Raw genomic sequence first — 21,609 nt, 5'->3', positions numbered from 1 at the left:
CCCACGCCAGCACCGGAGTGACGCTGGGCGGAGTCCTCGGTGGCGGCGGCGGACTGCTCATCGGACTAGGGTCACGGGCCATCCCCGGCATCGGCCCAGTAGACAGCGGCGTACTGATGTGCGCGGCAATCAATCCGCTACTTCCCATATCGACGGCGAGCTTCAACGCCACATTTGGCACCTCTATCACGCAAACGGGAACCATCGAAGTGTGCACTCCAAATCCCTAACGTGAATTCACGCTGTCAGGGCATGGCGGTTGCGGGGGCGGGGCCCGCGCAGCGGGAGTTGCCGGCCGTGGTTTCGATGCGTCAGCCAGACCCGGCTTGCTGAGTGCCGCACGCGTGCGTGGCGAACCAGGGCGCGGCGCCGCGGCACCGTCGGCTGCACGAAGCGCGACGCTGCGTCCCCGCGTCGCTCGCAGCGGGTGCTGCCGCGGCGGGTGCCTTGACGATGGAGCGCCAGCCGCCACAACAGACCGATCACCGTTACCGCAAGGCCGGCCAGTTCCATGTTGGGCATGCTTCCCCCTCCGGGCTGACGCCTGTTACCCGGGATCCGCGATCCCGAACCCCTGTCCCGAACTCCCGCCGCGCACCGGGCATGTGCCGGACCGCTGCGGTGACGCCGAGTCACTCCGGTAGCCGGATCGCCGGTCTTGTGACGAGTCCCCGAGCCTGTCCTCAGCGGGGCATTCGTGGCTGATGAACTGTGCGGATGGGTTGTTCTCCGACTTTCATCCGATGGGGTGATCAAGCGGGCGGAATCCCGTCAACCCCGGGTCTGGCCGGCCCTCGACAACCGCCCTCATCGCCGTCGCTCCTCCTCGGGTCGCCGACGCGGGCCGGTACCCGCGACGGCGCGGATGACATCTGGGACGGCCGATGGATTCACTCGCGTGACCGGAGGAATAATCCGGCGCCAGGTGGGAAACACGCGCATCATGACGAATTCGAATTCGGCAGGGGCCGCGGAGGGAGCGGTCGTCCGGAGCCTCATACCAGCGCGGATCGACCGGCTCACGTGGTCGCCGTTCCACACCAGGATGGTGCTCGCGCTGGGGACCGCATGGGTCCTCGACGGGCTGGAGATCACCGTCGCCAGCGCTGTGGGCGCGGTCCTCAGCGAGGAGACCACGCTCGGCCTGAGCTCCACCCAGGTGGGGGCGATCGCCACCGTGTACCTGCTCGGCGAGGTGTTCGGCGCGCTGTTCTTCGGGCGCCTCTCCGACGCCCTGGGCCGGCGCAACCTGTTCATCGTCACCCTCGGCGTCTACCTCGGCGGCAACGCGTTGACCGCGCTCGTCTGGGGGAGCGGCCCGGCCGCGCTGGTCTTCCTCTACCTGACCCGGTTCATCGCCGGTGCCGGCATCGGCGGCGAGTACGCAGCCATCAACTCCGCCATCGACGAGATGATGCCGGCCAGATACCGCGGCCGGGTCGACCTCGGTGTGAACGGCACCTACTGGGCCGGCGCCATCATCGGCACCCTCGGCACCTACGTCCTTCTCAACAACGTCGAACTGGGGCTGGCCTGGCGGCTCGGCTTCCTCATCGGCCCGGTGATCGGCATCGCCGTCTGGGGCCTGCGCCGGCACCTGCCGGAAAGCCCCCGGTGGCTCATCCTGCACGGCCGCGAGGACGACGCGGAGCAGAGCATGAGGCAGATCGAGGACGCCGCTGTCGCCTCCGGCCAGACCTTGACGCCCCTGGACGACTCGCAGGCGATCTCGGTTCGCCCCGGCGCCCGCCACGGCTACCTGTCCCTGCTCAAAGTCCTGTTCCGCCGCTACCCGCAGCGGTCCGTCCTCGGCGCGACCCTGATGATCACCCAGTCGTTCCTCTACAACTCGATCTTCTTCACCTACACCCTGGTACTGGCGAAGTTCTACGGCGTCGAGGCCGAGGCGACCCCGATCTACCTGATCGCCTTCGCCATCGGCAACCTGGCGGGACCGCTGCTGCTGGGCCGGCTCTTCGACACCGTCGGCCGCCGACGCATGATCGCGGGCACCTACCTGATCTCCGGTGCCCTGCTGGCCGTCACCGCCATCCTGTTCCAATCCGGGGCGCTCACCGCACTGACCCAGACGATCGCCTGGTGCGTCATCTTCTTCTTCGCCTCCGCCGGCGCCAGCGCCGCCTACCTGACGGTGAGCGAGGTCTTCCCCCAGGAGGTACGCGCACAGGCGATAGCGGTCTTCTTCGCCATCGCCCAGTGCTTCGGCGCGATCGGCCCGATCTTCTACGGATGGCTCATCGGAGCGGGGGAGGACCCCTTCAAACTCTTCCTCGGCTACCTCATCGCAGCGGCGGTGATGGTCGTCGGCGGTGTCGTCGAGATATTCCTGGGCGTCGACGCTGAGGGCAAGGCGCTGGAGGACGTGGCACCGCCGCTGTCGGCCATCACCGACGACGACGCCTGACAGCGGACGGGGTGGACAGGTCACGGATGCACACGCAGGTGTCCTCACCGGTCCCGCAGGCGGGCGCACCGGGTAGTCGGCAGCATCTCCGTCGACAGCTCAACGACCTGAACCGGCGGTGTCGGGTGGAGAGTCGCCGCCGCGGCTGTCCGGCCTTGAAGTTAGACCGGTGCACGTTGGTGGTCGCCCCGGACTTCGGCAGCCGGGGCGACCACATGACCGACTCCTGCCGGCGCGGCGTAGCTGTTCAGCGGATGCGGACGGTGAGATCCAGGAACGACTCGGCGGTGCTGCCGTCGGCGGTGTAGGCGGCGAACCGCCGGGACTTGACCAGCTCCACGGTGAAGCGGGGGTCGTCCTGCCGGGTCACGCCGGTGGCCCGCTCGGCCCGCGACGCGGCCAGCGCCAGAGCGAGGCCGGAGGCCACGTCGTCGCCGAAGATGTCCGCGCTCGGCGGAACGCTGGCCGCATCCGGGCGCGGCCGCAGCGGCCGCAGTCGCTGGGGCGCGAGGGCTCGCCACGCGCCGGGCAGGTAGCGGAATCCTTCGGTGAGGTAGCTCCAGCGGATGCCGTCGCGCAGGTCGAGGACGGAGATGCCGCCTTCACCGACGACGCGGGCGTGCTCGTCCGGCGACCGGGGCGCGTCGACGATGAGCGCGGTGTTGGGGTCGAGTCCGAAGACGCGGTGGTGGCCGGTGGTCCGGGCCAGCGTGATCGCCCGTCCCAGCCGCCCGTAGGCGGTGAAGTGCGTGTCGAGCAGCCCGGAGGTGAGGAAGCCGAACCCGCCGGCGGGCCAGTAGCCGCTCGTGTCGGGGTCGTCGAAGTAGCCGGGCAGTGACCCGTCGCGCAGGGCGTTGTAGCTCTCGCCGCCGGTGACCATGTCGCGGCCCTGGTGGATCTGCGCGCCGGCGCTGGAGCCGGCGATGACGGCGCCTCGGGCGTGGCGGCGGCGGATCGCGGCGAGCACGAGGGAGTCGGTGTGCGCGTCGCCGTGCAGGAGGGTGGTGATGTAGCGGAACTGGTCGCCGCCGCCGAAGAAGAAGCCGGTCATCTGGTCGACCTGGGCGGCGAGGGCGGGGCTGTCGGCGTCGGCGATGTGGTCGAGGTCGATCGGGATCCAGGTCGCCTGGCCGGCGCCGTGGGCGCGGAGCAGGTCGGCGTAGTAGGCGCCGTTGGCCTCGCTGTTGCTGGCGTCCGGCGTTCCCGCGTCGGGGTCCTGGCTGGGCGGGACGGACGCGGCGGTGATCACGCCGATGCGGGCGCGGGCACCGCCGGCCCGGCGGATGATCTCGCCGTAGACGGCGGTGTTGTCCTCGGCGAGCGAGCCGCCGACCAGGACGAGGGAGCCGCGTGCGGCGCCGTGCGCGGAGGCGGCCGTGGCGGGGGCGAGCGAGGCGAGGGTCGCCGCGCCGAGTGCTCCGGCGAGGACTGTGCGTCGGTGTGTCATGGGGGACCTCCGGGGAGAGGGGCGGGCTCCGCCCGCCGCCGCGTGGTGGGACTGGGTTAAACGGCGGGCGGAGCCCTGGTGCACCGCGGTCGTCGCGGTGCACGCACGTTACAACGACTCAAGATTCCCGTCCAGATGTAATGGACATTACGAAGTCGGCGATGCGGATCTGTAACGTGAGATACAGGTTTACGAAATATTGGCGTGAATGTATTGTGCGGTACATCACATCGAAGCGTGGTGGCTGTCGATTAGGAGAACCACAGTGCGAACCCCGGTCACATCCGCGCTCGTGCTCGCCGCCGTGCTGGCCGCGAGTACGGTCATCGCGGCACCTGCCCAGGCCTCGGTGACCCGAACGCGCCAGGGCAGCGGCTCCGACGTCAGCCGGACCTCGTGGTCCGGCCCGGCCTTCACCATGAACGGCGCCGGCGCCGTCGTCCCCGCGACCATGACCAAGGCGATCACCGCCATCACCGGCGGCAGCGGGACGATGGACGTCACCGTCGTGGCCGGATCCGCCCCGACCTCGGGCAGCGCCACTCCCGAGTGCGACACGATCAGCGGCCTCAGCGGCGTCAACTCCTGCACCACTCTCACCCTCACCGCGACGAGCGACGGCAACAACTCCCAGGTGAACACCGACATCCGCAACGCGGAGTTCGTCTACTTCGCCGGCGGCGACCAGTGCCGCTACGCGCAGTGGAAAGGCACGTCGCTGCAGGCCTCGGTGCAGTCCGTCATCGCCAAGGGCGGCGGCGCCGGCGGCGGCAGCGCGGGGCACCACATCAACAGCGCGATCGTCTACGACGCCTGCAACGGCAGCGTCACCTCGGCCGAAGCCCTCGCCAACCCCTACGACAGCTACGTCAGCTTCACGACCGGCATGTTCGCGTGGCCGAACTATGCCAACACGATCAACGACTCGCACTTCGTCACCCGCGACCGGATGGGCCGCACGATGGCCTTCGTCGCACGGGCCATCAAGGACGGCCTGACCAGCGGCGGTGCGGCCTGGGGGGTCGGGGTCGAGGAGGGCGGCGGCTCGCTGTTCATCGACAAGACCGGCCTCGCCACCCTGTCGGGCGCCAACGCGTACGTCGTCCTCGGCGACCACCAGCCCGAGCGCGCCACCTCCGGCCAGTCGCTGACCTACTCCGGCTTCAAGATCTGGCGCCTGACGGCCGGGCAGACCTTCAACTTCGCCAACCGTCCCACCTGCGGCTACTACCTGCGCGGCGTCACCAACGGGGTGCCGGACGCCAACCTCTACAGTGGAACCCCGATCACGAACTGCGACCCGGGCCCCGGCCCCGGTCCGGGCGGCTCGACCTTCGCCGAGGTCGAGCCGAACGACTCGCGTACCACCGCCAACAGCGTCGCCGGGCTCGGCTCACCGACGACTGTCACCGGCGACATGCGCAGCAGCTCCGACCGGGACTACTTCGCGACCAGCCTCACCGGCGGGCAGTCCGTCTCGGTGAGCTGCGCGATCCCGTCCGCCTACGACGCGGACGTCTACCTGCTCGACTCCTCGGGGCGCACGCTGACCCGGTCGGTCAACGACGGCGCGGGCACCGATGAATCCCTCAGCTACACCCGGTCCGGCTCCGGCGGCGCCGCGACCTACTACCTGGACGTCGAGGCCTACTCCGGCTCCGGCTCGGCCGACTACAGCTGCGTCATCACGCGCAGCTGACGGTCTCGCCGCGGAGCCGGACCCACCCGGCCCGGCTCCGCGGCCCGGTCGCGTGTCGCAGCAGAGCGCGGCCGTGCGCCGCGACACTCCCACGCTCTGCTGCGAAACGTGACCCGGGGCGGCCCGGGACGGCGATGGCGTCACTACGCTGTGGCGCGGAGGTGGCTGATGTCCGCAGGCGACACCGGTGTGGCAGGGATGATCCATTCTCGGCTGGGCGAGTTCAGCCCGGCCGAACGGCGGGTCGCCCGGGTGCTGCTCGCCGCATATCCGACCGCCGCGCTGGAGACGGTCGCGGTCGTCGCCGAGCGGGCCGGGGTGAGCGGGCCGACCGTGCTGCGCTTCGCCAGCAGGCTCGGCTTCCGGGGCTACCCGGAGTTCCAGAAGGCGCTGCGCGACGAGCTCGGCGAGCGGGACACGTCGCCGCTATCGGCGTACACCGCTGATCCGCCGCCGGGGCCCGGAGGTGCGCTGGACCGTGCGCGCCAGATCCTGCCGCAGGCGGTCGCGGCGACGCTCGCGGAGCTGCCGCCGGCCGAGTTCGACGCCGCGGTGCGGCTGCTCGCCGACCCGCAGCTGCGGATCACCGCGCACGGCGGGCGGTTCTCCTCGCTGCTCGCGCACTACCTGGTCCTGCACCTGGTCCAGGTACGCGGCAACAGCCGACTGCTGCCCGCCGGGCCCGTCGAGCGGGCGGGTGCCCTGGCGGATCTGGGCCGCAAGGACCTGCTGGTCCTGTTCGACTACCGCCGCTACGAGCCGCCGACGCTGGCTCTGGCGCAGGCGGCGAAGGAGCGCGAGTCGAAGGTGGTCCTGGTGACCGACCGCTGGCTCTCGCCGATCGCGAGCGTCGCCGACGTGGTGCTGCCCGCCCGGGTCGACTCGACCTCGGCCTACGACAGCTTCGTGCCGTCGATGGCGATCCTGGAGACCCTGATCGACGGCGTGATCGCTCGGTTGGGAGCGGCGGCGGGGGAGCGGCTGGCGGCGATCGAGCGGGCGGCTCGGCGGCACGATCTGATCTGACCGTGCTGTTACACCGAATCGTAACTTCACAAAGTCTGTAACGTACGTTACGGTCCCCCGTACTGAGTTGTTCACTCATCCGGGAGGAACCATGCACGTCCGGCGTATCGCGCTCGGCGCCGCCGCCCTCGCTGTCGCGCTCAGCGCGACCGCCTGCGGCACGGCTGACGACACGGCCAGCTCGACCAAGACCCCCGACGCCACCGCGGTCACCGTGACGATCGACGGCATCGGCGAGGTGGGCACCGACGCGAAGCTCGCGGCGAAGCTGCCCGCGGACTTCCGCACCAAGGGCACGATCCTGGTCGCGACCAACGCGCCCTACCAGCCCTTCATCGACTTCAAGGCCGAGGGGAACACCTCGGAGTTCAAGGGCCTGGACTACGACCTGATCCAGGCCGCGTCCGCCCGGCTGGGCCTGCGCACCACCTGGAGCCAGCAGCCCTTCGACGGGCTCGTCCCGGGACTGCAGGCCGGCAAGTACGACGTGATCGTCGGCGGCGTCACCGACAAGAAGGCCCGCCAGCAGGTCGCCACCTTCGTCGACTACTCCGCCTCCGGCACCGGGTTCCTCGTCGCCGCCGGCAACCCGCTCGGCGTCACCGACGTGACCGGCCTGTGCGGCCGCAAGGTCGCCGTGCAGAAGGCGAGCAACCAGGCCAGACACCTCGCCGACTACAGCGCGGCGAGCTGCGCCGGCAAGGCGGTCGAGGTCAAGGAGTTCCCGGAGAACCCGCAGGCCGTGCAGGCCCTCCTCGCCGGAGTGGTGGAGGTCGTCGCCGCGACCCGGGTCAACCTCGTCGACACCGAAGCCCAGCTCGCGGGCAAGGTCGAACTGGTCAAGGACACCGCCAACCCCAACGGCTGGCTCGCCAGCCCCAACGGCTTCGGCTTCCTCAAGGCGCGCGGCGACATCGCGCAGGCCTACCAGGCCGCGGTGCAGTCCCTGATCGACGACGGCACCTACCGCCGCATCCTCGACCACTGGAAGCAGACCCCGATCGGGCTCACCAAGGCCACGATCGACCAGGCCATCGACTGACCGCCCACCCGCACCCCGCGCGCCGCGACCCCGCCCCGGGCCGCGGCGCGCGGACAGCCACGCAAGGACCCCTCATGACCCCAGAGATAAAAGCCGTCCCGGTACGCCACTACGGCCGCTGGATCGCCGCCGCCGCCGTGACCGGCCTGCTCGTCCTGCTGGCGAAAGCGCTGCTGAGCAGCCCCAACCTGGAGCCCGCGACCATCCGCGCCTACCTCACCAAGGACTTCATCCTCGACGGCGTGCGCACCACCCTGATCCTCACCGCCGTCGCCATGGTGTTCGGCGCGGCCGGCGGCATCCTGCTCGCCGTGATGCGCCTGTCCGCCAACCCGGTCCTGCGCGGTGCCTCCGCCGCGTTCATCTGGTTCTTCCGCGGCACCCCGCTGCTGGTCCAGATCGTCTTCTTCGGCTTCCTCGGCGCGCTGCTGCCCAGGATCACCATCGAGCTGCCGTTCACCGGCACCGTCCTGTTCGACCAGCCCACCAGTGTCGTCATCACCGGCACCACCGCCGCCGTCCTCGCCCTGTCGCTCAACGAGATGGCCTACGCCGCCGAGATCGTCCGCGGCGGCATCCTCGCCGTCGACGGCGGCCAGACCGAGGCGGCACACGCGCTCGGCATGACGCCCGCGCTGACGATGCGCCGCATCGTCCTGCCCCAGGCGATGCGGGTCATCGCGCCGCCGATGGGCAACGAGGTCATCACAATGCTCAAATCCACCGCCCTCGTCTCGATCATCGGCGGCCACGACCTGATGACCGCCGTCCAGGGCGTCTACGCCCTCAACTACAAGGTGATTCCGCTGCTCAGCGTCGCCGCCATCTGGTACCTCGCGCTCGTCAGCGCCCTGTCGGCCGTCCAGTTCCTCGTCGAGCGCCGCTTCGGCCGAGGCCACCTCAACCAGGCAGGGATGTTCCGATGACCGCGATGATCAAAGCCGACGGCGTACGCAAGAGCTTCGGAACGACCGAGGTGCTCAGCGGGATCGACCTCGAAGTCGCACCCGGCGAGGTCACCTGCCTGCTCGGGCCCTCCGGCTCCGGCAAGTCCACCTTCCTGCGCTGCGTCAACCACCTCGAGACCGTCAGCGCCGGGCGGCTCTGGGTCGACGGCGAACTCGTCGGCTACCGCCAGCGCGGCGAGCGGCTGCACGAGCTCCGGCCCCGGGAGGTCGCCCACCGCCGCCGCGACATCGGCATGGTGTTCCAGCGGTTCAACCTCTTCCCGCACCTCACCGCCCTCGCCAACGTGATGGAGGCGCCCGTGCGGGTGCTCGGCGAGGCGAAGGCCTCAGCCCGCGACCGGGCCCAGGCGCTGCTCGACCGGGTGGGCCTCGGCGACCGCGGGTCGGCGTACCCGTCGATGCTCTCCGGCGGCCAGCAGCAGCGCGTCGCGATCGCCCGCGCGCTCGCGATGCGGCCCAAGCTGATGCTCTTCGACGAGCCCACCTCCGCGCTCGACCCGGAGCTCGTCGGCGACGTCCTGGACGTGATGCGCGACCTCGCCGCCGACGGCATGACCATGCTCGTCGTCACCCACGAGATGGGCTTCGCCCGCGAAGTCGCCGACTCGGTCGTCTTCATGGACAGCGGCGCCGTCGTCGAAGCCGGACCGCCCGCGCAGGTCCTCGGCGCCCCACAGCACGAACGCACCCGCACGTTCCTGGCGAAGGTCCTGTGAACCCCGACGCGCTGCGGGCCGCCGCCGAAGCCCGCTACCCGGCGTTCATCGCCCGCCTCGCCGAACTCGTCGCGGTCGACAGCGGCTCCCGCCAGGTCGCCGGCCTGCACCAGGTCGCAACCCTGCTGTCCGGGTACGCCGAGAACGCCGGCCTGTCCGTCCGCCGCCACCCCGTCACCGGTCCCGACGGCGAACCGCTCGGCGACGCCGTCGTCGCCCGGATGCGCGGCACCGGCACCCGGCGCATCCTGCTCGCAGCCCACCTCGACACGGTCTTCCCGGCCGGGACCGCGCAAGCACGGCCGTTCACGGTCGACACCACCACCGGGCGCGCCCACGGACCGGGCGTCAGCGACGACAAGGGCGGCCTGCTCGCCGGACTCGCCGCGGTCGAGGTCCTGGCCGCCACGGGCAGTCTCAGCTGCGGCGAGCTGATCCTCATCGCCACCCCCGATGAGGAGATCGGTTCCATCGGCAGCAGGGAGCTGCTGACCGGGCTCGCCACCGGCGCGGACGCGGTCCTCTGCCTCGAGTGCGCCCGCGACAACGGAGATCTCGTCACCGCCCGCAAGGGCGTCGCCGACATCGAGATCGACCTCATCGGACGAGCCGCACACGCAGGCATCGAACCCGAACGCGGCGCCAACGCCGCCCTCGCCGCAGCCCACCTCACCGTCGCCCTGCAGCAGCTCAACGGGTCCGCTCCCGACCTGACGGTCAACGTCGGCGTGCTGCGGGCCGGCACCCGGCCCAACGTGGTCGCCGAGCGGGCACACCTCGTCGTCGACCTGCGTGCCGCCGATCCGGCCGTGTTCGACGCCGCGCTGGCGGAGATCTCGACGCTGGCCCGGTTGCCGGTCGTCACGGGGGTCGCGGGGAGCATGCGGATCGTCGCCCCGGCCCCGCCGTGGTCCGGCGGGGCGGGCACGGACCGGCTGCTCCTGGCCGCTGAGCGTGTCGGCGCGGCGCTCGGCCTCACCGTCACCCACGCGGCCACCGGGGGGTGCGCCGACGCCAACCTGCTCGCGGCGAACGGAGCACCGGTCCTCGACGGGCTCGGTCCGGTCGGCGGGGGAGACCACGGGCCCGACGAGTGGCTCGACCTGTCGTCCGTCGTCCCACGGGTCGCCCTGCTCGCCGGGCTCATCGAGGTCGTCGCCGCATCGTGAGCCGCAGCGCCGGGCCCGGCAGCCGGGCCCGGCGTCCCGGTCACCGAACTGCTGGCCCGCCAGCGCCGTGTTCCATGACGGCGCCGCCGCCCCGCGAAGCTGTCGGCGCGCCCATCCGGCAAATTCGCTATCCGGCGGCCGCAGCACAGTGGTAGACAACCGAGGTGCACAACACTTTGGAGTTTCTCCGAGGTCCTGCGGTTGATCGAAGACCGCTCGGCCGCGTTCCGCGCCGCGATCGCGTCCGCCCCCGACCTTGACGCCCAGGTCCCGACCTGCCCGGACTGGACGCTGCGCGACCTGGCGCAGCACCTGGGCGACGGCCGCCGCCGCCAGGCCGCCATCATCGCGGCGGGCCCGGGCGCGGAACCCCCGGCGAAGACGAACCCGAAAGGCGCCCCGACCGCGCCCCGCGACCGTGAAGCCCTGGACGCCTGGCTCGCCGAGTCGACCGGACTCATGCTCGACGTCATGCGCGAGGCCGGCCCGGACCGCGGCTGCTGGACCTGGTGGGGCCGCTCGCAGGCCCCGCAGAACAGCGCAGCCGTGGCCCGGCACCAGATCCAGGAGATCGCCGTCCACACCTACGACGCCCAGCTCACCCAGGGGTCCGCGCAGCCGCTGCCGACGGACGTCGCGGTCGAGGGCGTCGACGAGTTCCTCACGACCGTCTCGGCGACGACCGTCCCCTGGCCGTTCAAGCCCGCGACCATCGACCTGCACGCGACCGAGGGCCGCTCCTGGCGCCTGACCCTCAACGACGACGGCGTCCGCTGCGACGACCTCGCCGCCGACGCCGAGCCGGGCGACATGGCGATGCGAGGCACCGCCAGCGAACTGGTCCTCTACTTCTACGACCGCACCTCGTTCGACGGCCTGGAGACCACCGGCGACACCGAGCCGATGGAGCAGCTCGCAGAATGGGACCCGAACGCGTGAACGCGCACGTGTGACGTCTCGTTCGAGCGTTCCGCGGGGCGCTACCGGGACCGGCCCAGCGCAGCGCCTCGCGGCCGATGCGGATCACCCCGCCCTGCACTTTGCGCAGTTAGGCGAGCAGCTTGCGGACGGCGGGTGACGGGCTGGCCGAGCTTGGCCGAACGGGTGGCGGCCGTCTGAACAAAGTCAGGTGAGCAGTGCGGTCACCATCAGCCGCATGACGCGCAGCTGGGCGGCGAGGTGGGGTTCGCCGGTGGCGCGGCTGAGCAGGAACGCGCCTTCGAAGGTGACGAAGAAGTGGTCGGCGAGGCGTTCGGCGTCGATCCCGGTGGGCGGCCGGCCATGGAAGGCGTCCTGGATCAGGTCGGTGAGGGCGGCACGCCAGGCGTGGACGACCGCCACGATCTGGTCCGCCGTCCCGGTGTCGATGAGCTGGCGTTCGGTCAGGACGCTGATGTAGAGGCAGCCGGATTCCTCGGCGGTGACCGTGTCGGCCGACCGCTCGAAGTAGGCGAGGAACTCCAGCAGCCGCGCCGTCGGCTCGGTGAGCGGGGCGATGGAGTCGAGCGCTGCGGCGAGCACGTGGTGGTCGGCGGCGGCGATCCGGGCGACGAGGGCTTTGGCCAGGTCGTCCTTGCCGGCGAAGTGGTGGAAGAACGCGCCCTTCGACGTGCCCGACGCGGCCACGACGCCGTCCACCGTGGTCGAGCCGAAGCCGTACTCGAGCACCAGGCGCTCAGCGGCCTGAAGGATGCGCTCCCGGGTAGCCGTGCTGTCGCGTGCCATGCACATCCTTGTACCAGACTGTTTGGTCTGCTTCAATCAGACTAAACAGTCTGATCCTTGGAGGCGGCCATGACCTTCGACATATCCGGCGAAGCCCGCTACGTCACCGACGGCGGCCTGGAGACGGACCTCATCTACCATCACGGGCTCGACCTGCCGGGTTTCGCGTCGTTCCCGCTCCTGGAGCACGCCACCGGCCGCGACCACCTCACCAGCTACTACGACGGGTACGCCGCCATCGCCGACCGCGCCGGAGCCGGCCTGCTGCTGGAGTCGCCGACCTGGCGGGCCAACCCGGACTGGGGAGCAACCCTCGGCTACGACCCCGCCGCGCTGGACCGGATCAACCGGACCGCGATCGAGTTCCTCCGACAGTTCCGGCAGCGCTGGACCGGCATCGACCACGTCGCACTGTCCGGAGTGATCGGCCCACGCGGCGACGGCTACGTCGCCGGCGAGCGGCCCGAGACCGCCGAAGCCGCCCGCTACCACCGCCCGCAGATCGAGGCCTTCGCCGCAGCCGGCGCCGACCTCGCCCATGCCATGACCATGACCACCGCCGCCGAGGCGGCCGGGATCGTGCGTGCCGCCAGAGATGCCGGGCTCCCCGTCGCGATCTCGTTCACGGTCGAGACCGACGGCCGCCTGCCCGACGGGACCGCGCTCGGCGCCGCCATCGACGAGACCGCCGACGCGGGCCCGGTCGCCTACTTCGGGGTCAACTGCGCCCACCCCGACCACATCGCCCACGGCCTCGACGCATCCGCCACCCGCATGATCGCCGCGCTGCGGCCCAACGCCTCCCGGCTGACCCATGCCGAACTCGACGCCGCCGAGGAGCTCGACGAGGGCGACATCCCCGACCTGCGCGTCACGCTCGACTCGATCCGCCGTGACCTGCCCGCACTGCGTATCGTCGGGGGCTGCTGCGGCACCGACGCCCGGCACGTCGCAGCCCTCTGGGACGCCCGGTAGCGCTCGCACGCAGCCAGCCCGATGCCTGCTTCGTGGTTCGCCTCGCCGACCGGTGTCCGGATCGGCGAGTCGAACCGCTCGTCCGACCCGCTGGCCGCTCCCTGCACGCCTCCGCCCGCCGTTCACGTTCAGGTTCCACGTTTCGGTCGGGCGCCACCTTGTGCTAGCGAGAGATATTTCCCCGCCCGCCTGGACGCGCCGTCGAGGCTGGTCCGTGCGTCAGCGGACCTCAGCCTGGATCTCTCGCGCCATGGATAGGCAGGCAGCGGTCATGTGGCGTGGCACCGCGTCAGAGAGGGGCGATATCAAACAGGTCGGTCACTCCTAGAAGGCTGAGTGTGCGCAGGACTATCGGTGATGCCCCAACGGCCTTGATCCACACTCCGTGGGTTGCCGCCAGCCGGTGTCCCTCGATCAGGCTTCGCGCTCCAGAGGAGTCGATGAAGTCGAGGTGTCGTAAGTCCAGGACCAGTGATGTGCATTCGGTCGAAACAGCTGAGTTGAGCCATCGCGATAGCGCGTCGGCGTTGGAGAAGTCGACCATTCCGTGAATGCCGAGGGTTTGGGCGGACCCGTCCCTGGTCAGAGTGTGCGTCAGTGTCGGTGTGCTCGGCATTTGCGCCTCCTGTTGCATGTGACATTCCGTCAGTGGTTGCCGGTGGACGCGCAAGCGATAGTGGCTGCACCGGTCCTCGCCATGCGGTGCCAGGCGGGCGGCAGCCGAGCGGTGCCGTCACGGCAGACCGGATGACGACGAGGTATCTGAGCTGCCGGTAGACCACCTGCTGCAGCGGCAGGCTCCACAGCGGGCCGTGGTGTTCGCCGTCCAGCCGCAGGGCATGGGCGGCCGTCAGCCCTTGGCCCGACGGCTGGGACTCAACGACGGGGTCGCGGCGGAAGACGGGTGGTGGTTCCGAACTAACAGCGTCGTCGGTCCGCCGGCTGTCACTCTGCGTTGACAAATGCCGCATTTCTCCCGGGAGTGCTGCCGCTGTTCACAAGAAACCGCCGCGTCGACGCCGAGCACGTTCAGTATCTGGACGACCGAACCTGGCGGACCCGGAGTCTGCGCAGTCAATCACCGACAGTAGCTATTTGGTGGACTATGGTCACTTTGTGTGATTTTGAGGTTGGTTGATCACCTCCGGAGCCGGACGATGGGACGCTGACGTGCTCGAACTGGATGAGGAATTCGCAGGTTTCCTCGGCGACCCTGGCGCCGGGGTCACCGTGCGGCATGAGATCACGTGGATGGATACGGATGCCTCTTCCTACTGGCACAACACGACGGCGATGAGGCTGGTCGAGCAGGCGGAGTCTTTGCTGCACCGGTCGGTGGCGCCCGGCGAGCCGTTCCTCGGCCTCGCCCGGGTCCACGTCGAGGTGTCGTTCACGTCCCGGCTGGGCGTCCACGACCTGGCGACGGTCCGGCTCCTGGTCCTGCGGGTCGGCACCACGTCGATCGAGTACGCGTTCACCATTCGCGGCCCGATGCAGCGGCTCTGCGCGAAGGGTCGCCTGATCGCCGTACAGGTCGAGCACGCCACCGGGCGTACCCTGCCGTGGTCTGCCGAACTGCGCAGGCTCCTGCTCGCACCGACCCACCTGGAGGAGGCCGAGCATCGCGTCGCGGTGTAGATGCCGAGACGCAGCGGCAGGGCTCGCGCGATGCGCGGCTGGTCGTCGCCGCTCACGGCTGCGCACCGTCGGCTACGGCGCCACCCGGCGTCCTTCTTGCGGGGAGAAGACTACTGCGGGGCGTGCATGGCGGCGCCGACGATGCCGGCGCTGTTCTGGAGGACTGCCGGAACGACTTCGGTGTCGACGTTGATCAGCGGTAGGTATTTTTCCGACTTCTTGCTGATCCCGCCGCCGACGATGATCAGATCCGGCCAGAACAGCCCGTGCAGAAGGCGGAAATACTGCTCCAGGCGCTCGGCGTACTCCTCCCAGGACAGGTCGTCGCGCTCGCGGGCCGAGTCGGCGGCCCAGGCCTCGGCGTCGCCGTGGTGCAGGTGCAGGTGGCCGAGTTCGGTGTTCGGCAGCAGGACGCCGTCGGTGAAGACGGCGCTGCCGATCCCCGTCCCCAGCGTCACCACGATGACCACGCCGTCGCGTCCCGCCCCGGCGCCGTAGCGGACCTCGGCGAGGCCCGCCGCGTCGGCGTCGTTGACGACGGAGACACGGCGTCCGGTCGCGGCGGTGAAGAGGGCGGCTGCGTCCGTACCCATCCAGGATTTGTCGATGTTCGCGGCCGTGCGCGCGACGCCGTGCGTGACCACCGCCGGGAGCGTCACCCCGACCGGGCCGTCCGTCCCGATCTCCGCCAGCAGTTGGGTGAGCGTCGCCGCGACCGCTTCCGGGGTGGCCGGGCTGGGCGTGGGGATGCGCACTCGTTCGCGGATCAACGCCCCCCGGACCAGGTCGACCGGCGCGCCTTTGATCCCGCTGCCGCCGATGTCGACGCCGAGTGCTTCCGTGGCTGTCATGGCTGCTCCTGACTCCGGTGGTAATTCGTTCAGCCTGTCACAGCCCTGCCACCGGATGACCGGCAACCTCCACCCGTTTCAGGGCTGTCGGGTCGCATGTGTGAGCGTGGTGGTCGCGGGTCAGATCTACTGCGACGTGTCCAACGAACGATCTTGAGGACCCGCTGTCCCGCAGGTCGCTGCGATCGGTGGTCCCGTCCAGCAACGTAGGTCAGCAGCCGGCCGTCATCCTCCGTCGCGCCGCCTGCACCGCCGCGCTGGGTCTGACCCACCTCGGAGCAAGAGAGTGCGACCTGCCATCGGGCGGTTCATCAGCGTCGGCCGTCGAATCGAACTGGTGCAGTTTCATAGGGCAGGTCTCTGGGTACGGTCGGGTGATGTGCGCGAGGTGCTGGGCAGGTCGAAGGTGAGCGTGACCGGGACGGCGCCCGTGTCGCGCAGCAGTCGTCGTTCGACCAGGGCCATGCTGGCCGGGGCCGAGAAGGCCCAGGTGCACGCGGAACAGATGGTCAAGGTCGTCGACGCGGCGCGTGCGGAGGCCGTTGCGGCTTTCGACGCGGTCCGCGAGCGGCAGGTGTCGGCGCAGACGGAGAAGCTGTCGATCGAGTCCATTCGCGATGCGGGCGACGGCGGGCTGCGGCTGGACACGCTGCCGGAGAAGGGCTATTTCACGGTGGCCGATGTCCTGCGCGCCGAGCCGGAGAAGCTCGCTTTCGCGTGCGGCATCGGGGAGGACGAGGCCGCGAAGGTGATCGAAGCGGCGCAGCGGGTCCGGCAGGAGGCGCGGGACTCGCTGCAGTTCCGCATCGACTTCGACCCGTCCGACGCGCAGACCACCCGGCTGCTGCAGGCCCTCGCGGTGTGGGGGGCGGTGCGCCACGCCGGCGAGGCGCACCAGGCGCGGGGTGCGCACCTCGCCCGGGAGCTGGCGGCGCATCGCGCGCAGGCGCGGGAGGCCGGTGTCGGCAACGTGCGCCGGCTGTTCATGGCCGCCGGTCGAAAGCAGGCCGCGGACGGTGCCGCGGCACGGGTACGGGAACTGATGCAGGACGCCGCGTCGAGCGGTCTGCTGCGCGCGTCGCGGGACGTTCTCGCGGTCAAGGCTCCCACCGCGGCGGAAGTGTGGCGGGACTTCGAGCGGCGGTCCGCGGCCTACTACGGACTGCTCGCTCATGTCGTCGATCTCGGCGGCGACGACGCCGCGGCCGAGGGCCGTCTGCCGGCCGACATCGTGGAGCGGATCAACGCACAGCGGCTCGACACGTCCCACCTCTCGGACAGCCTGCGGCTGCGCGGCTATCAGTCGTTCGGGGTCCGGTTCGTGCTGGTGCAGCGGCGGGTCATCCTGGGCGACGAGATGGGACTGGGCAAGACGGTCCAGGCGATCGCGACCATGGCGCACCTCGCCGGGGGCGGCGCCACCCATTTCCTGGTGGTGTGTCCGGCCAGTGTGCTCATCAACTGGACCCGTGAGGTCGCGGCGCATTCGACGTTGCCGGTGGTCGCCCTGCACGGCGCGGACCGTGCCCAGGCGACGGCCCGCTGGCATTCCCAGGGCGGCGTCGCGGTCACGACGTTCGGTTCGCTCGGCACCCTCACCGGTACGCAGACGAAGCCGTCCCTGCTCGTCGTCGACGAGGCGCATTACGTGAAGAACCCCAACGCCCGACGATCGCAGGCCGTCAACGAGATCGCCTCCGCATCAGAACGGGTGCTCTTCCTCACCGGTACGGCCCTGGAGAACCGGGTCGACGAGTTCGTGGCACTGGTGGGGCACCTGAGGCCGGAGATCGCCGCCACGATGGAGGCCCAGCACGGTGTGAAGGGCGCCAAGGAGTTCCGTCGGGTGGCTGCTCCCGTCTACCTTCGGCGCAACCAGCGCGACGTACTCACCGAACTTCCGCAGGTCGTGCAGGTCGAAGAGTGGGAGGAGTTCGGCGCCGAGGACGGCGCGGCATACGAGGCGGCGGTGAACGAGGGCAACTTCATGGCCATGCGCCGCGCGGCGTTCGCGGTCAGCGACCCTCGCGACTCGGCCAAGCTCGGCCGGCTGCTGGAGATCACGGACGAGGCGATGGCGAACGGACGGAAAGTCGTGGTGTTCTCATACTTCCGCGACGTCCTGGAAACCGTATGCGCGGCCCTCGGCCCACGCGCCTGCGGGCCCATCACCGGCTCGACACCGACCATGGAGCGCCAGCGGATCGTGGACCGGTTCACCGCCTCGAACTCCGACGCCGTGCTCGTGTGCCAGATCGAGGCAGGCGGCGTCGGCCTCAACATCCAGGCCGCCTCCGTCGTGATCCTGTGCGAACCGCAGGTGAAACCCTCCACCGAGGCGCAGGCGGTCGCCCGCGCACACCGCATGGGACAGGTGCGGTCGGTCCAGGTGCACCGGCTGCTGATCGCCGACTCGGTAGACCAGCGGATGCTCGAAATTCTCGGCTCCAAAGCCCAGCTTTTCGACGCATACGTGCGGCACAGCGCCATCGCCGAAGCCTCCGCGAGCGCCATCGACATCTCCGAGGTCCAGCTCGCCCGCACCATCGTGGCGCAGGAGAAGCATCGGCTGTCCCACGCCTAGAACCACCATCAGTACGCAGGACCTGAACTCAGGTGACGCCGTCCGCTGCCGACGGACACTCCGAGGACGAAATTCGCGGTTTCAGCGTGGGGTCGGGACCTGGATGCTCACGCACCTGGGTAGCGCCGGGACGGGGTTCTCGACGTTGGTGAACATCGAGCCGGTGTCGCACGCCTCGAGCAGGACCCAGCCGGAGAAGAACCAGTCGTCGATGAAGGTGATATCGCCGTTGCAGTCGCCGCCTGTGACGGTCAGGTTGGTGCTCTGGACGCGGCCGGTGGCGCATCGGAACGCTCCCGGTTCCAGATCGGCGAGCACGCTGCGCTGGTTCTGCCAGGGCTGGTGCGCGCCGTTGCCGGTCAGGGAGACGGTCGGCCGGTGGAGTGCGAATTCAAAGGAGTGGTCGTCGGTGTAGGTCCAGGACGCGCCGGTGCCCACGGTGCGCAGCTGCGGGTCGTTGACCGAGCTGGGGACGGCGAAGGTGTAGCTGTGGTCGACCGTCGTGGTGCCACTGACGATCCGGTGGAACACGATGCTCAGTACGCCGGAGAACGAGGCGGTCGAGTAGCTCACCGAGGTGCCGTTACCGCAGACGGTCTTGTCGGCCAGCAGGGTCGAGCCGCCGTAGAGCACGACCCGCCCGCAGCGGCTGTCGGCGGCGATGTCGCTGATCGTACCGAGGGTGGTGCGCGTGCCGTTGCTGTCGGTGCCGTATCCGGTGAGCCGGATTCCGGGCAGCGTCGCGGTGTAGCGGTACGAAGTGGAGGTGTAGTAGTCCCAGGAGGCCGAGTATCCGACGCCGCTGGGCAGGTCTGCGAACGCCGGGGTGGACGCCGCGACGGTGGACGCGACGCCGCTGAGGGCCGCGATGACGAGCAGGGCGGCCCGGCGCGCACGGATACGGAGCATCCGTCAAAGATCGCGGCTGATCCGGCAGCTGTCCGCAGTACGTCCGCTATCGGACACGCGAATGGCGGGCGTGGGACAGAGCCTGATCTGAGCCGTTATCGAGGAGGCGGGACGGCACAACTCTCGACCGCTCCGACTGGCATTTCGGACCCATCGGCGGGCAGTCGGAGCGGTCGGCGTGTGGTGAGCTCGGCTTCGGTGCAGCCAGCTCTGAACGTCGCACCTGGTGTCGTTCGGCTCCTTGCCCGCGAGGGGGAAGGCGAGTCTAGTTGTTGAGCAGGTCCTCGCTGAGTTCCCAGAGCCGCCGTGCCGACGTCGGGTCGAGGGCGTGCGGGGCGGCGTCGGAGAGTATGACCGGCTTTTCGCCGACGGGGGTGGGTCCCCACGGGGTGGGGTCCAGTGGCGCGACGTCGCTGTTCTTCAGGTAGACCCCGCCGATGCCGTCGAGTAATGGGCTGGTCGCGCCGAACACGATCGTCGCGGCGGCCTGTTGCGGCGTCTTCTTCTCGTGCTCGGGGTGGATGATGGGCTGGCCCTCGTCGTCGATCAGTCCCATCGCCCGCAGCTGCTGCATGCTGAACGTGCCTTGCTCCATGTGCGCCAGATTCGAGGCGACGGAGATGCCCGGGTGCACGGAGAAGGCACGGATGCCGTCGCCGGCCCAGCGCCGGTCGAGTTCGACGGCGAACAGGACGCCGGCGGTCTTGGTCTGCCCGTAGGCGAGGTTGCCGTTGTAGCCCTGCTCGAAATGCAGGTCGTCCCAGCGGATGTCGCTGGTGCGGTGCGCGCCGGAGGACACGTTGACGATCCGGGCGCCGTGCGCAGCCTGTAGGGCGGCGTGCAGCGCGAGGGTCAACTGGAAGTGGCCGAGGTGGAACGCTGCGAAGCCCGCCTCGTAGCCGCGGGCGTCCAGGGTGTGCTTGCCGAACGTGTTGCCGGCGCTGTTGATGAGGATGTGCAGCGGGTGGCCGGACTCAAGGTAACGGTCCGCGAAGGCGCCGATCGACGCCGGGTCGAGCAGGTCGAGCTGACTGATCTCGACGCGGTGGATGCCGGCGAGCGTGGCCGCGGCCCGCTCCGGGTCGCGCGCGGCGACGGTGACCGAGGCGCCGGCCCTGCTCAGTGCCCGGGTGGCCTCGAGCCCGAGGCCACCCGCGCCGCCGGTGATGATGACGTGCTTGCCGGTCAGGTCGAGTCCGGCGAGCACGTCGTCGGCCGTCGATGCGGCGGTGAACGGTGTGCCGATGGGGCGCTGCTGTTCGGTGGTCATGGCTTAACCGTAGGCCGGTTCTCCGTACGATGAATGCTTGACGATCCGCATTTTCTTCGCGATAGTCCGGAGGTGGATGAGTTCTCCGAAGTCTTCGACCTGGTGGAGGCGCGCGGACAGGTGACGGGTGCCTTTGCCGCTCGCGGCCGTTGGGTCGCCCGCTCGCACGGGCAGACCCCCCTGAAGCTCACCGTGATGGTCCGCGGGCGCGCCCGGCTGTCGGCCGACGGCCTCGACGCTGCGATACACCTCGAACCAGGTGACGTCGCCATCCTCAACAACCGCTCCTGGATCGAACTCGAAGGTGGTACCGGCGACGGCCCGCCGCGGCAGATCGAGCCGGAGGTCACCAGCCTGACCGCCGAACTGCTCACCGCCGACCCCGACAGCGACCTCGTCGTCGGCGGCCGGGTCCTGCTCAACCCGGCAGGCCAACAACTGTTGCTACAAGCGCTCCCGCCTGTCGGCCACGTCCGTGCCTCGGCCGCTGAGGCGACCCGTCTGCGCGCCATCATCGGTCAGCTCGTGGATGAGGTGACCGGCGACCGGATGGGATCAGCCTTCGCCATCCGGCAATACACCCAACTGCTGGTCCTCGAAGTCCTCCGAGCCTACGTCGGGCAGACCTCGCTGCCACCGGGCCGGCTGCGCGTGCTGACCGACGAACGACTGCGTCCGGCGGTCAGCCGCATGCACGCCGAACCCGGCCGGTCCTGGAAACTCGAGGAACTCGCCCACGCCTCGGCGATGTCCCGCACGTCGTTCGCCGAACGCTTCCGCCAGGTAGCGGGCGTACCACCCCTGACCTATCTCAACGGCTGGCGCATGCTGCTCGCCCAGCGCGCACTGCGCGACGGCGATGTGCGGATAGGGTCGCTCGCTGTCGACCTCGGATACAGCTCGGAAAGCGCGTTCAGCACGGCATTCAAACGTGAGGTCGGCGAGTCACCCATGCGCTACCGCCATCGTGTCCGCGCGGAGCAGCCCGCGGTTGTTGCATAAGCCCTCTCGACATCCGCGCTCAATGGAGTGCCTGCCTTGTCGGCACCCAGGAGCTGGAGGGCGTCGGCTACTACTTCTCCAAGCCCGCGCCCCTGGCCGCAGCATTGGAAGCCGAACTCGCCGCGTACGACGCGACCACTGGCTGAGCGACTCGCAGACCGGG

General features: G+C 70.0%; 18 protein-coding genes. 12 read left to right on the top strand and 6 right to left on the bottom strand.

Features of this window, described 5'->3' with window-relative positions:
* The first annotated feature begins 943 nt into the window (after positions 1-943).
* Positions 944-2,425, top strand: a complete 1,482-nt coding sequence (locus F4553_RS03990; protein ID WP_184832138.1) for an MFS transporter — start codon at positions 944-946, stop codon at positions 2,423-2,425.
* Positions 2,426-2,672: 247 nt separating this feature from the next.
* Here the strand turns inward: F4553_RS03990 and F4553_RS03985 are convergent, their stop codons facing one another.
* Positions 2,673-3,872, bottom strand: coding sequence for a cyanophycinase (locus F4553_RS03985; RefSeq protein WP_184832136.1), 1,200 nt, complete (start codon positions 3,870-3,872; stop codon positions 2,673-2,675).
* Between the two features lie 265 nt (positions 3,873-4,137).
* Here F4553_RS03985 and F4553_RS03980 point away from each other — a divergent pair, with 265 nt between their 5' ends.
* The 7 genes from F4553_RS03980 to F4553_RS03950 all read left to right on the top strand — a co-directional run bounded on the left by F4553_RS03980 (position 4,138) and on the right by F4553_RS03950 (position 11,431).
* The gene (locus F4553_RS03980) at positions 4,138-5,571 is read left to right on the top strand and encodes a hypothetical protein (RefSeq protein ID WP_312875081.1); all 1,434 of its coding nucleotides are present in this window, start codon (positions 4,138-4,140) and stop codon (positions 5,569-5,571) included.
* 168 nt (positions 5,572-5,739) lie between these two features.
* Positions 5,740-6,597 (top strand): MurR/RpiR family transcriptional regulator, encoded by an 858-nt coding sequence (locus tag F4553_RS03975; RefSeq protein WP_184832132.1) that lies wholly within the window; start codon positions 5,740-5,742, stop codon positions 6,595-6,597.
* Positions 6,598-6,688: 91 nt separating this feature from the next.
* The gene (locus F4553_RS03970; protein WP_184832130.1) at positions 6,689-7,639 is read left to right on the top strand and encodes a transporter substrate-binding domain-containing protein; all 951 of its coding nucleotides are present in this window, start codon (positions 6,689-6,691) and stop codon (positions 7,637-7,639) included.
* A 74-nt stretch (positions 7,640-7,713) separates the two neighbouring features.
* Entirely contained in the window at positions 7,714-8,565 is an 852-nt protein-coding gene (locus tag F4553_RS03965; protein ID WP_184832128.1) for an amino acid ABC transporter permease, read from the top strand.
* Positions 8,562-9,323, top strand: a complete 762-nt coding sequence (locus F4553_RS03960) for an amino acid ABC transporter ATP-binding protein (RefSeq protein WP_281394940.1) — start codon at positions 8,562-8,564, stop codon at positions 9,321-9,323. Before F4553_RS03965 ends, F4553_RS03960 begins: the two co-directional genes overlap by 4 nt.
* Positions 9,320-10,492, top strand: a complete 1,173-nt coding sequence (locus F4553_RS03955; RefSeq protein ID WP_184832126.1) for a M20/M25/M40 family metallo-hydrolase — start codon at positions 9,320-9,322, stop codon at positions 10,490-10,492. The genes F4553_RS03960 and F4553_RS03955 overlap by 4 nt, the downstream gene beginning before the upstream one ends.
* 201 nt (positions 10,493-10,693) lie before the next feature.
* Positions 10,694-11,431 (top strand): maleylpyruvate isomerase N-terminal domain-containing protein, encoded by a 738-nt coding sequence (locus F4553_RS03950; protein WP_246465811.1) that lies wholly within the window; start codon positions 10,694-10,696, stop codon positions 11,429-11,431.
* 186 nt (positions 11,432-11,617) lie between these two features.
* Here the strand turns inward: F4553_RS03950 and F4553_RS03945 are convergent, their stop codons facing one another.
* The gene (locus F4553_RS03945) at positions 11,618-12,217 is read right to left on the bottom strand and encodes a TetR/AcrR family transcriptional regulator (RefSeq protein ID WP_184832124.1); all 600 of its coding nucleotides are present in this window, start codon (positions 12,215-12,217) and stop codon (positions 11,618-11,620) included.
* A 69-nt stretch (positions 12,218-12,286) separates the two neighbouring features.
* Here F4553_RS03945 and F4553_RS03940 point away from each other — a divergent pair, with 69 nt between their 5' ends.
* Positions 12,287-13,192, top strand: a complete 906-nt coding sequence (locus tag F4553_RS03940) for a homocysteine S-methyltransferase family protein (protein ID WP_184832122.1) — start codon at positions 12,287-12,289, stop codon at positions 13,190-13,192.
* Positions 13,193-13,481: 289 nt separating this feature from the next.
* Here the strand turns inward: F4553_RS03940 and F4553_RS42855 are convergent, their stop codons facing one another.
* The gene (locus F4553_RS42855; protein WP_376776190.1) at positions 13,482-13,808 is read right to left on the bottom strand and encodes an STAS domain-containing protein; all 327 of its coding nucleotides are present in this window, start codon (positions 13,806-13,808) and stop codon (positions 13,482-13,484) included.
* A 554-nt stretch (positions 13,809-14,362) separates the two neighbouring features.
* On the opposite strand from F4553_RS42855, the gene F4553_RS03930 reads away from it, so the two are divergent.
* Positions 14,363-14,830 carry an acyl-CoA thioesterase gene (locus F4553_RS03930; protein ID WP_184832112.1) on the top strand — a complete coding sequence of 156 codons (468 nt, stop codon included), beginning with the start codon at positions 14,363-14,365 and terminating at the stop codon, positions 14,828-14,830.
* A 110-nt stretch (positions 14,831-14,940) separates the two neighbouring features.
* On the opposite strand, the gene ppgK is transcribed toward F4553_RS03930, so the two are convergent.
* Positions 14,941-15,681 carry a polyphosphate--glucose phosphotransferase gene (gene ppgK / locus F4553_RS03925; protein WP_184832110.1) on the bottom strand — a complete coding sequence of 247 codons (741 nt, stop codon included), beginning with the start codon at positions 15,679-15,681 and terminating at the stop codon, positions 14,941-14,943.
* A 379-nt stretch (positions 15,682-16,060) separates the two neighbouring features.
* Between ppgK and F4553_RS40605 the strand changes: the two genes are divergently transcribed.
* A complete protein-coding gene (locus F4553_RS40605) occupies positions 16,061-18,265 on the top strand; it encodes a DEAD/DEAH box helicase (protein WP_221469685.1) in 2,205 nt (734 codons plus the stop codon).
* Between the two features lie 81 nt (positions 18,266-18,346).
* Here F4553_RS40605 and F4553_RS03915 read toward each other — a convergent pair whose 3' ends face one another.
* The gene (locus F4553_RS03915; protein ID WP_184832108.1) at positions 18,347-19,174 is read right to left on the bottom strand and encodes a hypothetical protein; all 828 of its coding nucleotides are present in this window, start codon (positions 19,172-19,174) and stop codon (positions 18,347-18,349) included.
* 265 nt (positions 19,175-19,439) lie between these two features.
* Complete coding sequence (locus F4553_RS03910) at positions 19,440-20,444, bottom strand: SDR family NAD(P)-dependent oxidoreductase (protein WP_184832106.1); 1,005 nt, start codon at positions 20,442-20,444, stop codon at positions 19,440-19,442.
* Between the two features lie 72 nt (positions 20,445-20,516).
* Between F4553_RS03910 and F4553_RS03905 the strand changes: the two genes are divergently transcribed.
* Positions 20,517-21,446 (top strand): AraC family transcriptional regulator, encoded by a 930-nt coding sequence (locus F4553_RS03905; protein ID WP_221469684.1) that lies wholly within the window; start codon positions 20,517-20,519, stop codon positions 21,444-21,446.
* Positions 21,447-21,609 lie beyond the last annotated feature (163 nt).

The organism is Allocatelliglobosispora scoriae (assembly GCF_014204945.1).
Taxonomy (GTDB): Bacteria; Actinomycetota; Actinomycetes; order Mycobacteriales; family Micromonosporaceae; genus Allocatelliglobosispora; species Allocatelliglobosispora scoriae.
This window is presented reverse-complemented; position numbering and strand designations above follow the sequence as displayed.

Excerpts from the sequence above, each read along its gene's own strand:
- F4553_RS03965 (WP_184832128.1), top strand. The coding sequence starts at position 7,714 with ATGACCCCAGAGATAAAAGCCGTCCCGGTACGCCACTACGGCCGCTGG.
- F4553_RS03960 (WP_281394940.1), top strand. The coding sequence starts at position 8,562 with ATGACCGCGATGATCAAAGCCGACGGCGTACGCAAGAGCTTCGGAACG.
- F4553_RS03970 (WP_184832130.1), top strand. The coding sequence starts at position 6,689 with ATGCACGTCCGGCGTATCGCGCTCGGCGCCGCCGCCCTCGCTGTCGCG.
- F4553_RS42855 (WP_376776190.1), bottom strand. The coding sequence starts at position 13,808 with ATGCCGAGCACACCGACACTGACGCACACTCTGACCAGGGACGGGTCC.
- F4553_RS03910 (WP_184832106.1), bottom strand. The coding sequence starts at position 20,444 with ATGACCACCGAACAGCAGCGCCCCATCGGCACACCGTTCACCGCCGCA.
- F4553_RS03990 (WP_184832138.1), top strand. The coding sequence starts at position 944 with ATGACGAATTCGAATTCGGCAGGGGCCGCGGAGGGAGCGGTCGTCCGG.
- F4553_RS03945 (WP_184832124.1), bottom strand. The coding sequence starts at position 12,217 with ATGGCACGCGACAGCACGGCTACCCGGGAGCGCATCCTTCAGGCCGCT.
- F4553_RS03975 (WP_184832132.1), top strand. The coding sequence starts at position 5,740 with ATGTCCGCAGGCGACACCGGTGTGGCAGGGATGATCCATTCTCGGCTG.
- ppgK (WP_184832110.1), bottom strand. The coding sequence starts at position 15,681 with ATGACAGCCACGGAAGCACTCGGCGTCGACATCGGCGGCAGCGGGATC.
- F4553_RS03915 (WP_184832108.1), bottom strand. The coding sequence starts at position 19,174 with ATGCTCCGTATCCGTGCGCGCCGGGCCGCCCTGCTCGTCATCGCGGCC.
- F4553_RS03985 (WP_184832136.1), bottom strand. The coding sequence starts at position 3,872 with ATGACACACCGACGCACAGTCCTCGCCGGAGCACTCGGCGCGGCGACC.
- F4553_RS03940 (WP_184832122.1), top strand. The coding sequence starts at position 12,287 with ATGACCTTCGACATATCCGGCGAAGCCCGCTACGTCACCGACGGCGGC.